Source organism: Rhizobium hidalgonense (genome assembly GCF_005862185.2).
Taxonomy (GTDB): domain Bacteria; phylum Pseudomonadota; class Alphaproteobacteria; order Rhizobiales; family Rhizobiaceae; genus Rhizobium; species Rhizobium hidalgonense.
On the sequence record NZ_CP054027.1, the window covers coordinates 2416003 to 2432777 of the forward strand.

General features: G+C 59.2%; 15 protein-coding genes, 5 tRNA genes and 1 pseudogene. 12 read left to right on the top strand and 9 right to left on the bottom strand.

What is annotated here, in order from left to right:
• Positions 1-438 precede the first annotated feature (438 nt).
• The 4 genes from FFM81_RS11550 to FFM81_RS11565 all read left to right on the top strand — a co-directional run bounded on the left by FFM81_RS11550 (position 439) and on the right by FFM81_RS11565 (position 2445).
• Positions 439-879, top strand: a complete 441-nt coding sequence (locus tag FFM81_RS11550; protein ID WP_025416094.1) for a DUF3597 domain-containing protein — start codon at positions 439-441, stop codon at positions 877-879.
• Positions 880-1057: 178 nt separating this feature from the next.
• On the top strand, positions 1058-1369 hold the full coding sequence (locus FFM81_RS11555; RefSeq protein ID WP_003573418.1) for a hypothetical protein: 312 nt from the start codon (positions 1058-1060) through the stop codon (positions 1367-1369).
• 301 nt (positions 1370-1670) lie between these two features.
• On the top strand, positions 1671-2018 hold the full coding sequence (locus tag FFM81_RS11560; RefSeq protein WP_080588197.1) for a hypothetical protein: 348 nt from the start codon (positions 1671-1673) through the stop codon (positions 2016-2018).
• Between the two features lie 94 nt (positions 2019-2112).
• Positions 2113-2445 (top strand): hypothetical protein, encoded by a 333-nt coding sequence (locus FFM81_RS11565; protein ID WP_003573422.1) that lies wholly within the window; start codon positions 2113-2115, stop codon positions 2443-2445.
• 328 nt (positions 2446-2773) lie between these two features.
• Here FFM81_RS11565 and FFM81_RS32700 read toward each other — a convergent pair.
• Positions 2774-2904 (bottom strand): annotated as a pseudogene (locus tag FFM81_RS32700) (IS6 family transposase); the annotation flags it as partial.
• A gap of 444 nt (positions 2905-3348) precedes the next feature.
• Between FFM81_RS32700 and FFM81_RS11570 the strand changes: the two are divergent.
• The gene (locus FFM81_RS11570) at positions 3349-5421 is read left to right on the top strand and encodes a choice-of-anchor Q domain-containing protein (RefSeq protein WP_003573424.1); all 2073 of its coding nucleotides are present in this window, start codon (positions 3349-3351) and stop codon (positions 5419-5421) included.
• 228 nt (positions 5422-5649) lie between these two features.
• Here FFM81_RS11570 and FFM81_RS11575 read toward each other — a convergent pair whose 3' ends face one another.
• Together FFM81_RS11575 and FFM81_RS11580 are read right to left on the bottom strand one after the other, a co-directional pair.
• Entirely contained in the window at positions 5650-6225 is a 576-nt protein-coding gene (locus FFM81_RS11575) for a DEAD/DEAH box helicase family protein (RefSeq protein ID WP_138384339.1), read from the bottom strand.
• Between the two features lie 566 nt (positions 6226-6791).
• Positions 6792-6868 (bottom strand) — tRNA-Pro (locus tag FFM81_RS11580).
• Positions 6869-7522: 654 nt separating this feature from the next.
• Here FFM81_RS11580 and FFM81_RS11585 point away from each other — a divergent pair.
• Both FFM81_RS11585 and FFM81_RS11590 read left to right on the top strand, forming a co-directional pair.
• Positions 7523-7828, top strand: coding sequence for an ETC complex I subunit (locus FFM81_RS11585; protein ID WP_003573430.1), 306 nt, complete (start codon positions 7523-7525; stop codon positions 7826-7828).
• Between the two features lie 57 nt (positions 7829-7885).
• Positions 7886-7962: transfer RNA gene (locus FFM81_RS11590), tRNA-Arg, on the top strand.
• A 64-nt stretch (positions 7963-8026) separates the two neighbouring features.
• Here FFM81_RS11590 and FFM81_RS11595 read toward each other — a convergent pair.
• Both FFM81_RS11595 and FFM81_RS11600 read right to left on the bottom strand, forming a co-directional pair.
• On the bottom strand, positions 8027-8515 hold the full coding sequence (locus tag FFM81_RS11595; RefSeq protein ID WP_003573432.1) for a DUF192 domain-containing protein: 489 nt from the start codon (positions 8513-8515) through the stop codon (positions 8027-8029).
• 1 nt (position 8516) lies between these two features.
• Positions 8517-9095, bottom strand: coding sequence for a cold-shock protein (locus FFM81_RS11600; RefSeq protein WP_003573434.1), 579 nt, complete (start codon positions 9093-9095; stop codon positions 8517-8519).
• Between the two features lie 193 nt (positions 9096-9288).
• Between FFM81_RS11600 and gloA the strand changes: the two genes are divergently transcribed.
• The 5 genes from gloA (at position 9289) to FFM81_RS11625 (ending at position 11627) form a co-directional block, all read left to right on the top strand.
• Complete coding sequence (gloA, locus tag FFM81_RS11605; RefSeq protein ID WP_003573436.1) at positions 9289-9729, top strand: lactoylglutathione lyase; 441 nt, start codon at positions 9289-9291, stop codon at positions 9727-9729.
• A 165-nt stretch (positions 9730-9894) separates the two neighbouring features.
• The gene (locus tag FFM81_RS11610; protein ID WP_138384340.1) at positions 9895-10956 is read left to right on the top strand and encodes a D-Ala-D-Ala carboxypeptidase family metallohydrolase; all 1062 of its coding nucleotides are present in this window, start codon (positions 9895-9897) and stop codon (positions 10954-10956) included.
• 198 nt (positions 10957-11154) lie between these two features.
• Positions 11155-11229 (top strand) — tRNA-Glu (locus FFM81_RS11615).
• A 73-nt stretch (positions 11230-11302) separates the two neighbouring features.
• A tRNA-Glu gene (locus FFM81_RS11620) sits at positions 11303-11377 on the top strand.
• Between the two features lie 175 nt (positions 11378-11552).
• Positions 11553-11627: transfer RNA gene (locus FFM81_RS11625), tRNA-Glu, on the top strand.
• Between the two features lie 46 nt (positions 11628-11673).
• Here the strand turns inward: FFM81_RS11625 and recJ are convergent.
• The 4 genes from recJ to FFM81_RS11645 form a co-directional block, all read right to left on the bottom strand.
• Complete coding sequence (gene recJ, locus FFM81_RS11630; protein WP_003573440.1) at positions 11674-13476, bottom strand: single-stranded-DNA-specific exonuclease RecJ; 1803 nt, start codon at positions 13474-13476, stop codon at positions 11674-11676.
• An 80-nt stretch (positions 13477-13556) separates the two neighbouring features.
• A complete protein-coding gene (locus FFM81_RS11635) occupies positions 13557-13802 on the bottom strand; it encodes a hypothetical protein (RefSeq protein ID WP_003573442.1) in 246 nt (81 codons plus the stop codon).
• Between the two features lie 162 nt (positions 13803-13964).
• On the bottom strand, positions 13965-15290 hold the full coding sequence (locus FFM81_RS11640) for a homoserine dehydrogenase (RefSeq protein ID WP_003573443.1): 1326 nt from the start codon (positions 15288-15290) through the stop codon (positions 13965-13967).
• A gap of 62 nt (positions 15291-15352) precedes the next feature.
• Positions 15353-16570, bottom strand: coding sequence for an LL-diaminopimelate aminotransferase (locus FFM81_RS11645; RefSeq protein ID WP_003573445.1), 1218 nt, complete (start codon positions 16568-16570; stop codon positions 15353-15355).
• Positions 16571-16775 lie beyond the last annotated feature (205 nt).

Consider the following 16775-nt stretch of genomic DNA (forward strand, 5'->3'; position numbering starts at 1 on the left):
CCTTCGATCGTCTGGACGACTGCAGCCTGCAAGACATCCATGGCAAGGCAACGTGAGGAGATGACGAATGTTTCAAAGCACGGCACGGCAAGTCGGCTGAGCGGCGTCCAATGATCTTTCACGGTTATCGGAATACGAATTGGCAGCTCGACCGTGCCGAAAGCGAACATGTCTTACGGCGACCGGTGCATCGGCCCAGTATTTCTTTCCCGCGGCCGCGTAGAAATCTTCAGTGCCCGCAAGCAACGTGCAGCTCTCTATGCGATTGGGTGGCGATTGACCCTTTTACAGGATTTTGCAGATCGCCTGCACCTTGCCTCAGAGCCGGATTCCATCACTGATTGAGACCGCTAAAAATAACGCCCTTCCGTCTGGATATATCAGGCAGGAAGTCCATGTTTCAGCATGTTCTCATCTGATGGAACTGGAGGTTCAAGAATGGGCATTTTCGACAAGATCAAACACGCCATCTTCGGAGAAGCGAAAGCAGCCGAACCGATTGCATCAGGCGCGCCAAAGACGCAGCCCGCCCCGGCTCCCGCCTCGCCGTCGGCGGCGCCCAGTCCCGCGCCCGCGGCCTCTCCCGCTCAGAGCAAGCCGGCCACGGCCACGGCCTCAGCAAATGTCGATATCGTCCCGATCCTCGACGCGGCCGTGAAAAAGAGCGGCCAGAAACTCGATTGGCGCCACTCGATCGTGGACTTGATGAAAGCGGTCGGGATGGATGCGAGCATGGCCGAGCGCAAGGAACTTGCCGCTGAACTCGGCTATACCGGCGACACCGGTGATTCCGCAAAAATGAATATGTGGCTGCACAAGGCGCTGATGAGACGCCTGTCGGAAAATGGCGGCAAAGTACCTGCCGATCTGCTGGATTGATCGATGAGCGAGAACTGCCGGCGCTTCGCGACAGAGGTTCATCTGTCGCGGAGCGTCGGCAACCCCGGGCACACGCAACTCGGATCAGAGGCCATCAGTCCCCCTTGCCCGCAGGCACTGGAACCAATAACGTTCCGCTCGATTACTTCGATAATCGATCACGGGAGAATGAAATCCAATGAGATTGATGGCAGTCGTTGGCGTTGCACTTAGCTTGGGCTGTATTTCGGCCGCGGAATCTCCTGCAAACTATCAATCCTACAGCGGCATTCGCGTCGACACCGACCCGGTCCTCCTGGCTCGGTACGACAAAGCGCTCCGGTGGTGCGTGCCGGAGGCAGGTTCATGGCACCGCGGCTCACCGAATCCACGCAGCCTGCATTACAACGCGGCACTCCGAGACTGCCTCTATAGACGCGGCTTCGTCGACCGAGGCGTCTACGCCTACCCGATCCCCGAAGTTTACTTCGAGCATTTTCTGGATCGCTGAGAATAGTCTCAGGGCGGCCGTCACAGCCGGGGAATGCGAAAGCATTTGCCGGCATGCTTGTCGGGATGCTCACATCATTGGCGGCGAAATAAGGACGGAGCGATAACTCCCGGACGCTGCACAGTTGCTAACCGATCGCCGTGACGACCGTTGGCCTATCAGATCAAGCCCCCGCCCGCCGACGTGACCTTGCCTGTTGAGGCGGCTGCCGCTCGCTCGTAAGCATTTTAGCTGTCCAGCTAATAGGATCGAAAGATGCTTCTGGCAAAAAGACAACTTAAACATTTAGTGGAGAAACTTGTTGTCACGGTTTTTGATAGCATCGATGGCGTTGGCTTTCATCGCGGATGTCGTGATGAACACCGTGCTTTGGCTTGGAGGATTAGACACCGTGATTTCGGTATCCTCCGGAGCACTCGAGATATTCGCAAGAATTATGGGTGAAGTCCTGGTCTTTTGGTTCTTTGCGTTCGCGGCCGGTTTTGTTTTTTTCTGGGCGGCGCGGAAATCATCCGTCCCCATCCTGAGTCTCGTCGCATCGTCCATTGCGGTGTGTCTCATGGTAACGGCGGCCCTCGTTGGAGCTTATCATCCATCCGAGAAGCATCCAAAAATCAATTCGGACCTGCTCCGCAGCGCCTTGACGTAGATCGTCATGGCCAATTTCGCGGATGGTCTTTCCCGCTTCACGCGAATCGAAATAAACATCGGACGCCAATCATTGGATATTTAAGGGAATAATAATGCGCGCTCGTATCGTAACAGTAATGATTGCCATAGGACTTCTGACCGGCTGCGTGCCGACACGTCAGGACTATGATGCTTACGTCACATTGTTGCAGGGCAGTTCAAGGGCGAGAAGTGAGGCCGTGAAAGACTGCGCGAAAGGATTTGATGCAAACGGCCGTCGCGGCGCCGGAATTGTGACAAACGTTTCGGACAAGGACGCTCCGAGGGTTGCATGCGAGCGATTTGTTGCAGCCGTGGTTTCCGGCCGTCTCACCTATGACGACGTCGTCGACGTCAGACAGCACCGCTTTACTCCGAAGATCATCAGGATTTTCCAAGGCCGTTAAAACCGGATCGCTCGTCGGCTTTCGGTCTCGTCGTTGCAAGCCGTCGGCGACCTGCTCGGCACGCTGTTGTCAATCATGCCTTAGGTATGTGTCGTTGCCGTTGTAAGTCGTATCGAGGACGGCCCTGGTAAAGCCGATGCTCTCGGAAGCGTCCGCTACCATTGATCCCCAGGACTGCCGGATGCGTATGTCGAGTTGGCGGCCATCACCGCTGCCATCCGACTTCAACAGGTGTCCCCATCCTTTAGCTGCGACCAGGACAACTCACAGGTCTGCGGCGACCGTCGACAGGCTTCTTTACACGCGGCGAGCAAAACCAGAGAACTTGCGAAACATCGATACCACGCTTGGCAAGCAGGATCTCGACATGACGCAGGCTCAGCGGAAACCGAAAGTATAGTCGCACCGCAGCCGGATGATCTCTAGGGAAATGCGGTGCCGCCTGAGGCGCCGGGCAATGGGTTTGGCCCGAATCGACGACGGTCATTCCCTCCCTTTTCCATCTCGATCGGTGCCAATTGCAGGGCGAAACTGCGCAAAATTGTTAAATTCAGAAAAAAAATGACTATTCCGCTTTGACGGAAGGAATCCACTCACCCCCGCCAAATTTCTCCAATGTTTTCAAAAGATGCATTTCGCTATAGTTGCAGAAAGAATAATTCGCGGTAAGCGAGACATATATTCTGCCACATTTTTGGCGACTCGAAATTCACCAAATATTTCAAATCGTAACTTCAGATCCATTTGGATAATGTGGCAGCAATATGGCTATGTTTCTCAAGCACTTACTGTCGCGTTGCTGTTGCGCCCTCGAAAACACCGCCCTATAACCTGCCGCCGTAACCCCTGATTAACTAAAAATAGTAATCGGTAAAGACAACGCTAAGGTTGAGGAACAAGACAATGACGACATACTACGTAGCGACGACTGGCAGCGGCGGTGGTAACGGCAGTGCCTCCTCCCCATTTCGCACGATCAGCGACGCGATGGCGTCGGACCTTAAGCCCGGCGACGAGGTTGTAGTGCGCGCCGGCACCTATAACGAGTCGGTGAACATGTACAAGGATGGTTCGGCCGCCGGCTACATTACCTTGCGCTCGGAGGTACCGGGTGGAGCGGTGATCCACTCAGCATCGGGCGGCGCAAATGGTATCAACATCACTGCTAACTATGTAGCGGTCGAGGGCTTCGAGGTCTACGGGAGCGATTCGCACGGCATTGTTGGTGATGGCGTCCACCATGTGAAGATCGCCAATAACGTTTCCCACGACAACGGTGCGTCCGGCATCGCCTTCGCCGGATCCGACTTCATCACGATCGAAGGGAACGAGACTTACAAAAATGCGAGTGCCGGCTGGTTTTCAGGCATCTCTCTCTACCAGAACCGGAATATCACCGGGGCGCCGGACGATGGCAGCTTCCGCAACATCATCCGGAACAACATCTCGCACGACAACGTCACGAAGTCGGGTGCGCACACCGATGGCAACGGCATCATCATCGACGATTTCCAGAGCACGCAGACGAGCGGTCATCCGAACTACACATTTAAGACCCTGGTCGACAACAACCTCGTCTATGAGAACGGCAGCAAAGGCATCCAAGTTACCTGGAGCGACTCCGTCACGGTGAAAAACAACACCGCATACCACAACAATCAGGACCTGCTGAACGACGGCACCTGGCGCGGCGAACTCAGCAACGCGCAGTCGAGCAACAACACCTGGATCAACAACATCGCCGTAGCCGACCCGTCGGTGAACAAGAACAACACTGCGGTCGATAACACGTCGTACGGCGGCTATACCAACGCCAACGTCGTCTGGGCCAACAACAACACCTACAACGGCACGGCCGGCCAGGCCTCGGTCAATACCGACGGCGGCAACGCTATGCCGAGCACGGCGAACGGCAACAAGCTCGGCATCGACCCGAAATTCCTGGGAGCAGCGAGCGACAACTTCCACCTCGGCTCCGGCTCGGCAGCGATCGACGGCGGGACCGCCAAATACGGCGTCGGCTCGGTCGACCTGGACGGCCACGCTCGCGTCGTTGGAACTGTCGATATGGGTGCCTACGAATCGGGCTCCAGCTCGACCCCGGGAACACCAACCACGCCGACGCAACCGACAACCCCAACCACGCCCACGGAACCGACAACGCCAACCACGCCCACGCAACCGACGACGCCTACCACGCCGACGCAACCGACAACGCCAACCGCGCCGATAAAGGAATTCATCGGCACCAGCGGCAATGACATCCTGCCGCACACCGGTCAGTCCAACGGTGGCAACGAAACCTTCAAGGGTCTCGGCGGTAGTGACGTGTTGAAGGGCGGGGCCGGCGCGGACGTGCTCGACGGCGGTACTGGCAATGACACGGCCAGCTATGCGGGCTCCGACGCGGTCAACGTCAACTTGGCGACTAAGGTCGCATCGGGCGGCCAGGCGACCGGCGACAAGATCGCCAGCATCGAAAACTTGACCGGCTCAAGCTACAACGACGTACTGACCGGCGGCAACGGCGGCGGCAACGTTCTCACTGGCGGGGCTGGCGCGGACAAACTGGACGGCGGCGCCGGCAATGATTTCCTCATCGGTGGAGCCGGGAAGGACATTATGACCGGTGGCACCGGCGAGGATACGTTTATCTTGAAGGCACCGACGGAAACCGGGTCCGGCTTGAACCGCGACGTCATCACCGACTTCCAGCACGGCATCGATAAGATCGACCTCTCGGCGATCGATGCGAATGGCTCTGCGGCGGGCAATGGAACCTTCCATTTCCAGGCACAGGAGAATGCCTTGTTCGACCACAAGGCTGGCGCGCTCGCTTGGCACTATGACGATCAGTCCGGAACCGCGAACGATGTTACCGTTATCCAGGCCGACACGAACGGCGACGGTGTTCATGACTTCGAGGTTCAGCTGAAGGGCCTCGTCCACTTGGGGGCAGGCGATTTTCTCCTGTAACTGTCCCCGTTGTGGCGGTCGTCCGATCGCCACAACACGCGGGCCGCAAAATCGTCTACTTCGGCGCGCGGATGAGGGAGCCCCATCCGCGCGCTGCGATTTTTCGGCAGGCGTCAGCCGGCCTTTCGGGCCGGCTTTGCGTAAGCCGATAGCTCGTCAGAACACCTCACCTCCCGCCGTCAGGCGCATCGACGATCGTAGCGCGAATAGAATCAACTCCGACGAATTTCAGACGGACAGGTCGCCAAGGACCTTTAGAATATGATCCCGGATCGCGATGGCCGTTTTTGCCGGTGATGCGGAAGTGACGTCGAGCACCAATGTGTTTGGGTGCAGTGGGTCGAAGACCCCCGCCCTCCGGCTGCGATCTCTCGAGGCTGCCACATCCGTGGATTTCAACCTTTCGCGTCGCTCGGGGTTCGAAATCCGGCGAGCCAGCTCCTCTTCGTCACACAGCAATCGCACCGGCACCAAAACTGCGTCGCAGGCTTCGGCAGCACCGGCGATCTGTTGAAAGGTACGAAGGCTCCGCTCATCACCCTCCAAGCCGGCATGCGTGAAAATGAAATTGGCAGACGGCGCATAAGCGGTGATTGCATCAAGGACGGTTTGCCGAACCCGACCTGTAAACTCCCATATTCCCTTTGGAAGCGAGGCCGTTCCATCCTCATCCAGCAGACGCAGGATCGGGTTATTGATCCAGTGGTTGTCGACAATTTTTGCCGAAACCATCGCATTCAACTCTTTCGCGATGGTCAACTTCCCAACACCCGGGAAGCCTATGAGCACGATTCGGACACCCATCTTTCGCGACGCCTATTGTCATGGACAGCAATCTCGCCTGAGAAATTCGCCATACATCCGCCTTCCATCGGATCGGACGGTTCGTGGCCCGCAGGGTCGCTTCCATCCTATTAAAGGGAATGGGATTTCACCAGCGTTTCTCGTCGATGGGCCGAGGCCAAAAAATCTATCCTCGCACGGATCAGGCAGAGCGCATGGGCGGCCATTTTTCCCCGCATTGAAAGTCCGAAAGGGTGGCATGTGTTCGATGTCGGCTCGACAGCGGAGGAAGCTTGGCCGCAGCTGTGTTCGCAGGCATTTATAGAGGACAGGAATGGCGGCAGCGAACGAGAATGTGGATGTTGCGGCGCTTGCAAGCCTGAGGCCCGGAATGCCAATGGAAAAGGTCGCGGGGTCCGAGTGTGGGTGCATTGGGTGTCCGCCACAGAGCCCACGCCGCCCGCTTTCGAATGATCAAGATCCAAAACATGGAGCGACCGGGTGCGGACCCGAGATCAAGCCGCGGAGACACGACAATACGGCGCAACCAAACGGCCATTCTGCCTGGTGTGTGAGGCTCAGTTAAATGGTCGGAGTGGAGAGATTCGAACTCCCGACCCTCTGGTCCCAAACCAGATGCGCTACCAGACTGCGCTACACTCCGTGCCGTGGGCGGGAGATACACGGTTCACTTCGCCGTCGCAACCCATAAATCCAGCCCTGGGAGCAGATTTCCCGTCTGATATTTGGATGCATACAGAAAAATCGTGATGGGCTGCCATTCTGCACCTGTCGGCGTAACTAGGCGTCAGGAGAAGGCTGCCTCAGCCGCGTTCGAGTAAGCCGATATATTGGGCATAGCTGATGGCAACGTAAAAGAAAGCCGTAATTACAGCCCCTAGCACGATGGCGTTGAACTCGGCCGAACGTCTCATCATGACTGCAAATCCATTGAAATTAACTGAGCCGTAAATAGTACCGGGGGCCTGCCGCGGCAATCAGGTTGTTATCACAACATGAGACAGGCGGTAATATCGCGCAACCGGCCGGACCCCCTGGGCGTCAAGCGGCGGCTGGACACGGGGAGGATATCCGCAGCCGGCCTGTCCGCCGATATCCGTGTTTCGCAGCATCACCCTCGTCATCGTGATGGGATCGACAGCGCGTCGTGCGCCGCCTTTTTTCTTGAAAAGCCCAGGATTCGCGGATAAGCAAAATTCATCTCTTCGTGCTATCTCTAGCGACGAAGCAATCCCCGGCGACGGGAGTGAGACCATGAAAGGCGGGCGCTGCCCGCATAGTCGGAGACGCCGCAGTCATGTCTGCCAAGATCTATCGTCCAGCTAAGACCGCCATGCAGTCCGGCAAGGCAAAGACCCATCTCTGGGTGCTCGAATTCGATCAGGAGTCGCCGCGCAAGATCGATCCGATGATGGGCTACACCTCTTCCGGTGACACGCGCCAACAGGTGAAACTCACCTTCGAAACGCAGGAGCTGGCCGAAGCCTATGCCCAGCGCAACGGCATTGAATATCGCGTCATCGCCCCGAAGGATCCAGTCCGCCAGGTTGTCGCCTATCCGGATAATTTCCGCTATACCCGCACGCAACCCTGGACGCATTGAGTTTTCTCGTCCAGAACTGCCGCATCCGGTCGCGCTCCCTGAACGCGGCCGCCGGACGGCCCCTTAGCTCAGCTGGATAGAGCACCTGCCTTCTAAGCAGGTTGTCGCAGGTTCGATTCCTGCAGGGGTCGCCACTACCATCTGATATCTTGAAACTTCGGCAGCCGCTTTATGACCCGCATTGTCGGGTGCGCGCAGTCACTTCGCCTTCTTCGTCGTCGTGGCGCTGACGATCCTGTCGCCCGGTTTGATTCCGAGTTTGGCGGCGATGCCGGCGTTGAGTTCGACGACGTATTTCACCGGGCCCATCGAATCGATGATATCGCGCGAATAGGGCGTCGCGTTTTCCTTGATGTTGCGAATCGTGCCGGTGTCGTCGGCAAAAAGCATGTCGAGCGGCAGGATGGTGTTTTCCATCCACATGGTAACGCGCCGCGGTTCGTCGAAATCGAAGATCATGCCGGCATCATCAGCCATCACTTTGCGAAACATCAGCCCGTAGGCGCGCTGATCGGGGGTCGAGGCGATCTCGACAGTGAAATGCAGCATCTTGCCCGCCGCGGTCTGGATGAGCAGCGGCTCCTTGTCGAAGCGCATCTGCTCATCGGCCAGAGCCGGCAGGGCGACCATGAAAAAAAGCGCCAGGAAGGCGCTTCTGATCACATGAAACAGGACGGGGTCACGCATATCAATGCGACCGGCTGGCCGGGCTCGGAATGTCGGGGTGGATTTCGGCGGCCATTAGGCCCTTCTCGCCATCTCCGAAGCGGACGAGCACCACCTGGCCGGGGCGCAGTTCCGTCAGGCCGAAGCGGCGGAGCGTTTCCATGTGCACGAAGATGTCTTCCGTGCCCTCGCCGCGCGTCAGGAAGCCGAAGCCCTTGGTGCGATTGAACCACTTGACCAGCGCCCGCTCGAGACCGCTCGTCGCGGTGACCTGCACATGGGTGCGCACTGGCGGCAGCTGCGAGGGATGAACCGCAGTCGACTGGTCCATCGAAAGGATCTTGAAAGCCTGGTAGCCGCGCTCGCGGCGCTGGATGAGGGCGACGATGCGCGTTCCCTCGAGGATCGTCTGGTAACCGTCGCGACGAAGGCAGGTGACGTGCAGGAGAACATCCTGCATACCATTGTCGGGCACGATGAAGCCAAAACCCTTGGCGACGTCGAACCACTTGACGACGCCGGTGATTTCAACAAGATCGACCGCCTCTGCCGATAGCTCGTCAAGGTCGGAGTATTCGTTCGATGAAATCCTATCAGCCATTTCGCCAGCCCCTCGAATACGCGTCACACTGTTACGGTTAACTGATTCTTGAAATCAAGATTAACATCTTGGTAACGGATAAGCGCAAGTCCTAGTTTTCGGTTATTCCCAACTGCACATTTTATATCGATGACTTGCCCGAAGCTGACCTCAGCACGCCGAAAAAGCCAGACCCAATAAAGGAGTAGATAGAATGCGTTATCTCCATACAATGGTTCGCGTCAAAGACCTGGACGCCTCGCTCGCCTTTTACACCACGCTGTTCGGGCTGGAGGAGATTCGCCGCCACGAAAACGAGAAGGGCCGCTTCACCCTGGTTTTCCTGGCCGCCCGCGACGATCTCGACCGTGCGCGCAGCGAAAAGGCTCCCTGCCTTGAGCTTACCTACAACTGGGATACGGAAGATTATAGCGGAGGACGCAATTTCGGCCACCTCGCCTATGAGGTCGACGATATTTACGCAACCTGCCAGAATCTGATGGACAACGGCATCACCATCAACCGGCCGCCGCGCGACGGCAACATGGCCTTCGTGCGCTCGCCCGACGGCATCTCGATCGAAATTCTGCAGAAGGGCAGCCCGCTGGCCGCGGCCGAACCCTGGGCCTCCATGGGCAATACCGGCGCTTGGTAAGGCTTTTTTCCGCAAGGCTTTTGCGAGGCTTGCGGCTTTTGCGATTTCGGGTCCGGCCGGCGCCTTGACGCTTGCCGCGATCCGGCCCCGCAGGCAATCTCCTGGCGACTCGAAGCGGAAGATGGCGGTTTTCGGCCATTTTGCGCATCAACTGGAGACTGTCGCTTGCGTAAGATTGAGATGCGGATGCCCCTGACGGGCGCTTTGCTGATCGCCACTTCGGTGTTGGCGCTGTCCGGCTGCGCGTCCGACAAGAAGGCGCTCGATTCCGCCGCGGCGGTTCCAACACCGGAGGCAGCCGCACCGCAGCTTGCCGCTGCGCCCGCAAGCCCTGCCCCACGTTCGGTCTACACAGATCCCCGGCTCGTCAATGTTTCCGGCGCTCAAACCGCGCCCCGGGCCGTGACAGCGGATCCGAATGCCCCCGTCCCGCCGGCCGATCCGGCAGCGACAGCGCCTGCCAATATCGGCGGGCTCGTCCTGCAGTCGACCCGGATCAACGCGCAGGCGATGAGCATCTTTTCCGACCACCAGCCGGCGCTGCAGAACAACAGCACGTCGACGGTCATTCAGCCGCAGGCCTATGCGCCGGCCCAAGGTGCAGCACCCGCGAGAAGTAGCGTCTATAGCCAGCAACCCGCATCAGGACAGCCGGCGGAGCCGGTGCTGCCGCAGCAATCCTCGCAGAATGGCAGCACACCGCTTGTGCCCGTCACGGCGTCGTTGGCGACAGACGGCAATCCGGCCCCGACAATGAATGCGCTCTACAGCGCGCCGAGGCAGAACCTGCTCGGCAGCCTCTCCGGCCTGTTGCAAAAAGCGTCGCTGCCCGGCATGACGCGTATCGCGCCGAATGGGCTGCATATCCAGAACGACAAGGTCGAGGTCGGCTGCTTCAAGTCCGAGTTGCTGAACGTGATCAAGACGGTCGAAAACCATTTCAGCCGGCCTGTTATCGTCACCTCTGGCTATCGCGACGAGGAGCATAACCGTCTCGTCGGCGGCGCCGACGAATCGATGCACAAAAGCTGCGAAGCGGCCGATATCCAGATCGACGGCGTGACGAATTGGGATATCGCCGCCTATATTCGCTCGCTGCCGAACCGCGGCGGCGTCGGCACCTATTGCCACACGGATTCGGTTCATCTCGACACCGGCAAAAGTCGCGACTGGAACTGGGGCTGCGGCGGCAAACGCGCGCCCATGGCGACCGCAAGAGCGATCTGACGGCCGTGCCCTTTTCGCATGACGTTACGGCAGTACCGCCTTGTCCGGTTAAAGAAACAACCGGCAGCCTATTGATTCAGCTTTTATAATCAGCTCCTTGAACGCCTTCGGATTTCCTGTCATTTTTTTGAAAGAAAACCGAAATTGCCGCTTGCGGGATTCAAAACGCCTGACTATAAGGGCGCCACCACGAAGGAAGCGCCCTTCGTCTATCGGTTAGGACACCAGATTTTCATTCTGGGAAGAGGGGTTCGACTCCCCTAGGGCGTGCCACTTTCTCTCCACACAGAAGCCATCGCATCCGCTTGCATAAGTCGGTGCTCGCTCCTATTTTACTGAATTGCCAGCGCCCTTCGTCTATCGGTTAGGACGACAGATTCTCATTCTGTAAAGAGGGGTTCGACTCCCCTAGGGCGTACCAGCCTGGTTGTGCAATCCGACGGAGGCATCCCAACGGCGATCTTTTCTGGCTTCACCTTCCCGCGGCGGCGCAGTTTTCCACAACAGAAAAAAATCAGCGAAAACCGTGATTATTTCACGCCTTCGCGCTTGCGGCTTTCGAACGTGCTGACTATAAGGGCGCCACCACGAAGGAAGCGCCCTTCGTCTATCGGTTAGGACACCAGATTTTCATTCTGGGAAGAGGGGTTCGACTCCCCTAGGGCGTGCCACTTTCTCTCCAAATTCAATGTCTTTCAAACGGTTGCGCGACAGACCCTATTTCGCCGGCGCTGCATCGCAGACGCGCAGCTGGATGCGGCGCGCACCTTGGTAATGCTCGGCGCTGAGCGAGCCCGCGACATGCAGGCTGGCGCCGCGCGAGTTGAGCAGCAGGCTGCCGAGCGCCGTATCGGCGGCGCGGAAGGCGATGCCGTCGAGCCGCGATCCATCCATTGCCTCCAGCGTCACCTTCACATGTTTCTCGCCGACCAGCCGTGCATCCCGCACTCGGTGCGCCGGTACGGCGAAGAGCGGCTGAGCATGGCCGGAGCCATAGGGGCCGGCGGCCTCCAGGCGGTCGATGAGTTCCAGCGTGGCGCCGCTGGCGCCGATCGCCCCGTCGATCTTCAAGGTCTCATTGGCGACGAGGTTCGCCACCGTCCTTGCCGACTTCTCCGAGAAGAAGGTCCTCAGCCTGCCGAGATCGGCGCGCTCGACCGTCAGGCCTGCCGCCATGGCGTGGCCACCGCCCTTGACGAGCAGCCCCTCGTCGACCGCAGCCCGCACCATTCGGCCCATGTCGAAGCCGTTGATCGAGCGGCCCGAGCCGGTGCCGCGGCCGGAGGGATCGAAGGCGATCGCAAAGGCCGGCCGTTTGAATTTTTCCTTCAGCCGCGCCGCGATCAGCCCGACAATGCCGGGATGCCATTTCTCATGGGCGGTGACGATGACGGAGGCGCCCTCGCCGTCGCCATATTCAGCGAGCGCCTCGGCTTCCGCCTCCTGCAGCATGACCGCCTCCATCGCCTGGCGCTCGCGGTTGAGCTCATCCAGGCGCTGGGCGATCAATTCCGCCTCCCCGGCGTCCTCAAGCGTCAGCAGGCGGCTTCCGAGGGCTGCGTCGCCGATCCGCCCGCCGGCATTGATGCGCGGACCGATCAGGAAGCCGAAATGATAGGGTGTCACCGGGCCGGCGAGCCCGGCCTTGCGGAAGAGCGCGGCAAGCCCGGCATTGCTCTGATGGCGGGCGGCGACCAGCCCCTTCACCACATAGGCGCGGTTCAGGCCCTTCAGCGGCACGACATCGCAGACCGTCGCCAGTGCGACGATATCCAGCCATTGCAATAGGTCGAGCGCCAGGATGCGCTTGTTGCCGGCCGCCCGCAGCAGCCTGAGTGTGGCGACCAGCACCATGAAAACAACGCCGGCGGCGCAAAGATGCCCCTGCCCCGAGAGATCGTCCTCACGGTTCGGGTTGACGAGCGCGTGGCAGGGCGGCAGCTCATGTGTCACCTGGTGGTGATCGATGACGACGACATCGATATTGCGCGCGGCAGCGGCCGCCAGCGCCTCGTGACTGGTCGAGCCGCAATCGACGGTAACGACCAACTGAGCGCCATTGTCGATCAACTGGTTGATCGCTGCCGGATTGGGGCCGTAGCCTTCGAAGACGCGGTCGGGAATATAGATGTTCGCCTTGAGGCCGAAATGGCTGAGGAAGCGGAACATCAGCGCCGATGAGGCGGCGCCGTCGACATCGTAGTCGCCGAAGATCGCGACATTCTCGCCGCGCTCGATCGCGCTCACCAGACGGTTTGCGGCCTTTTCGCAATCGGTCAGCTTATGCGGGTCGGGCATAAGGCTGCGGATGGTCGGATCGAGGAATTCGATCGCATCGTCCACCGCCACGCCGCGGCCGGCCAGCACGCGGGCGATCAGATCCGGCAGGCCGTGGGTCTGCGACATGGCGAGCGCCCGGTTCTGGCCAGCCTGGTCGAGCCGAGCAACCCAGCGATTGTCGAGCGCGGATTTCTCCACGCCGAGAAAGGCTCGCTGTACCGGATCGACGAGATCTGCCATGCCACACTCCGTTGACTTCATCTGCTCTTTTTACAGGAGCAGCGGAGATAACATAGCGGCGGATTTGCAGACACGGGTTTTTACCAGAATACCGCCCAGATGATCATGGCGACGCCGGCCAGCTGCACCAGCAGGAACGAAAACAGCGTCAGAAGGATAGCCCAGTTGCGGCCTTCGGTGTGTTCATCGTCGTCAGTCTCGTCAGGAACCTGTTCGCGAATGTCACGATAGGTCGGCTTGAGAATTTCCCCAAGCATCGCAGGACGGTCCGGCGGCACCTCGCTTGGGCGGCCATAGCCCTTATCGGCGTGGCTGTCCTTGCTCATGAAATTCTCCACGCCGACGACTCACCATCTGTGGTTTTATTTATATCAATATTTCGGTATCTGTTAATATAGACTTCCGTTAGGGAAGGCTGAAAAAATCACAGAAAAACCGCCCTGTAGAGACAGGGCGGTTTAAAGGTTCCACATAAAGGGGAAAAGCGGTTAGCCGTCCTCTTTCGGCCGCTCGATGCGAATCACCTGCGGCTCGCCGAAGAGATAACCTTCCGACTTGATCGAGGCGACGGCCTTGCGGACCGACTCTTCCATCGTCGCGTGCGTGACGAGAATGATCGTCTGGTGGTGCGACGGCGCCAGATGCTGTTTGGAGCGCTGAACAATCGATTCCAGCGAGATGTTGTTTTCGGCCATACGGGTTGCGACGCTGGCAAAGACGCCGGTGCGGTCGAGCACGGTCAGGCGGATGAAATAGCCGCCCTCATGGCTCTGCATCTGCGCCTTGCGGTAGGGCTCCAGCGCCTTGGCGGGATGGCCTAGCACCGGCACGCGCTGGGCGCCCGGCTGGCTTTTGGCGATATCGGCGATATCGCCAAGCACGGATGAGGCGGTGGCATTGCCGCCGGCGCCGGGGCCGACCATCAGCAGTTCGCCGAGCACGTCGGATTCGATCGCCACCGCATTGGTCACGCCGTCGACCTGGGCAATGACCGAATCGACCGGCACCATTGTGGGATGAACGCGCTGCTCGATGCCGGTATCGGTGCGCTGGGCAACGCCCAAGAGTTTTATGCGATAACCGAGCTCGGCGGCGGCGTGGATATCCTCGATCGAGATGTTGGTGATGCCTTCGAGATAGATGTCGTCGGCCGCGATTTTATTGCCGAAGGCAAGTGTCGTCAGGATGGAAAGCTTATGGGCCGTGTCGTTGCCCTCGATATCGAAGGCGGGATCGGCCTCGGCATAACCCAGCCGCTGCGCTTCCTTCAGGCATTCGGCGAAGGAAAGCCCCTCCTTTTCCATCTTGGTCAGGATGTAATTGCAGGTGCCATTCATGATGCCGTAGATGCGCGAGACGGCATTTCCGGTCAGCGATTCGCGCAGGGCCTTGATGACGGGGATGCCGCCGGCGACCGCGGCCTCGAAGTTCAGAAGCGCGCCCTTCTCCTCGGCGATCGTTGCAAGCTCGACGCCGTGATAGGCTAGCAGCGCCTTGTTGGCTGTCACCACATGGAGACCACGCTGGAGTGCGGCGCGGACGGAAGTGTTGGCAGCCCCTTCGGCGCCGCCCATCAGCTCGACGAAGACGTCGATATCACCCTTTTCGGCAAGATCCTCCGGCCGATCGAACCAGTTGACGGCGGAAAGATCGATGCCGCGGTCCCTTGCCTTGTCACGCGCGGAGACCGCGGTAATGGTGATCGGACGCCCGCAGGTGACGGCAAGTTCGTTGCTCTTCTGCTGAATGATGCGGACTAGCGAGGCGCCAACGGTGCCCAAGCCCGCAATGCCGATTTTGAGGGCATCTGCCATGGATCAATCCTGAAATATCTGTGTGGAGGCAGCCGCGGTGTGCGGCTGCCTTGAGAGTTGGATTAGCGGTGCGCGTTCAGCGAAATGACGTTATGCATCGTCTCGTCCGCCGTCGACATGAACTTCTTGATGTTGCGCGCAGCCTGGCGGATGCGGTGTTCATTCTCGACGAGTGCCAGACGCACGTAGTCGTCGCCCATCTCGCCGAAGCCGATGCCCGGGGCAACGGCGACGTCAGCCTTCTCGACCAGCAGCTTGGAAAATTCCAACGAACCGAGATGACGGAACTTTTCCGGGATCTTCGCCCAGGCGAACATGGTGGCAGCCGGCGGCGGCACGTCGAAGCCGGCCTTGCCGAAGCTTTCGACCATGACATCGCGGCGACGTTTATAGACGTTGCGAACTTCCGCAATATCGGAACCATCGCCGTTCAGGGCATGTGTCGCCGCCACCTGGATCGGCGTGAAGGCGCCATAATCGAGGTAGGACTTGACGCGGGTGAGCGCCGCGATAAGCCGCTCATTGCCGACGGCAAAGCCCATGCGCCAGCCGGGCATGGAGAAGGTCTTCGACATCGAGGTGAACTCGACCGTCACATCCATGGCGCCTGGAACTTCGAGAACCGACGGCGGCGGCGCCTCGTCGAAATAAATCTCTGAATAGGCAAGGTCGGAGAGCACGATGATGTCGTGCTTCTTGGCGAAGGCAATGACATCCTTGTAGAAATCGAGCGTCGCGACAAAGGCCGTCGGGTTCGAGGGATAGTTGAGGATCAGCGCCAAGGGCTTCGGTATCGAATGGCGGACCGCCCGCTCAAGCGGCGGGAAGAAGGTTTCGTCCGGCTCCACCGACATCGAGCGGATCACGCCGCCCGCCATCAGGAAGCCGAAGGCATGGATCGGATAGGTCGGGTTCGGGCAGAGGATGACGTCGCCGGGCGCGGTGATCGCCTGCGCCATATTGGCGAAGCCTTCCTTGGAGCCCAAGGTGGCGACCACCTGCGTATCGGGGTTGAGCTTGACGCCGAAACGGCGGGCATAATAGGCGGCCTGGGCGCGGCGGAGACCGGGAATGCCCTTGGAGGAGGAATAACGGTGCGTGCGCGGATCCTGCACGACCTCGCACAGCTTATCGACGATCGACTGAGGAGTGGGAAGATCGGGGTTTCCCATGCCGAGATCGATGATATCGGCGCCGCCCGCTCGCGCGCTTGCTTTCAAACGGTTGACCTGTTCGAAAACATAAGGCGGCAAACGCCGGACTTTGTGAAACTCTTCCATTTCATTCCCCATGGAAAGGCGGCATTTCGGGCCGCAGTCGAAGTTCGTTCCGTCTCCCGGCGGCTGCGACACGAACTTCAGAATCGCAACGCCGTATTCATCAGACCTAAGCCACGCGGCAAATCTTTGACGGAAAGGCCGCGGAGCGCGCATTATCGGGAAAATCGTATCTTCCGATCCATCCGGAAGGCTTTGCGTCCAAATT

Bases quoted from the DNA above. Each gene is read 5' to 3' on its own strand.
- recJ (WP_003573440.1), bottom strand. From the start codon at position 13,476: ATGGCAGATCTCGTCGATCCGGTACAGCGAGCCTTTCTCGGCGTGGAG.
- FFM81_RS11635 (WP_003573442.1), bottom strand. From the start codon at position 13,802: ATGAGCAAGGACAGCCACGCCGATAAGGGCTATGGCCGCCCAAGCGAG.
- FFM81_RS11645 (WP_003573445.1), bottom strand. From the start codon at position 16,570: ATGGAAGAGTTTCACAAAGTCCGGCGTTTGCCGCCTTATGTTTTCGAA.
- gloA (WP_003573436.1), top strand. From the start codon at position 9,289: ATGCGTTATCTCCATACAATGGTTCGCGTCAAAGACCTGGACGCCTCG.
- FFM81_RS11565 (WP_003573422.1), top strand. From the start codon at position 2,113: ATGCGCGCTCGTATCGTAACAGTAATGATTGCCATAGGACTTCTGACC.
- FFM81_RS11600 (WP_003573434.1), bottom strand. From the start codon at position 9,095: ATGGCTGATAGGATTTCATCGAACGAATACTCCGACCTTGACGAGCTA.
- FFM81_RS11570 (WP_003573424.1), top strand. From the start codon at position 3,349: ATGACGACATACTACGTAGCGACGACTGGCAGCGGCGGTGGTAACGGC.
- FFM81_RS11595 (WP_003573432.1), bottom strand. From the start codon at position 8,515: ATGCGTGACCCCGTCCTGTTTCATGTGATCAGAAGCGCCTTCCTGGCG.
- FFM81_RS11585 (WP_003573430.1), top strand. From the start codon at position 7,523: ATGTCTGCCAAGATCTATCGTCCAGCTAAGACCGCCATGCAGTCCGGC.
- FFM81_RS11575 (WP_138384339.1), bottom strand. From the start codon at position 6,225: ATGGGTGTCCGAATCGTGCTCATAGGCTTCCCGGGTGTTGGGAAGTTG.
- FFM81_RS11555 (WP_003573418.1), top strand. From the start codon at position 1,058: ATGAGATTGATGGCAGTCGTTGGCGTTGCACTTAGCTTGGGCTGTATT.
- FFM81_RS11550 (WP_025416094.1), top strand. From the start codon at position 439: ATGGGCATTTTCGACAAGATCAAACACGCCATCTTCGGAGAAGCGAAA.
- FFM81_RS11640 (WP_003573443.1), bottom strand. From the start codon at position 15,290: ATGGCAGATGCCCTCAAAATCGGCATTGCGGGCTTGGGCACCGTTGGC.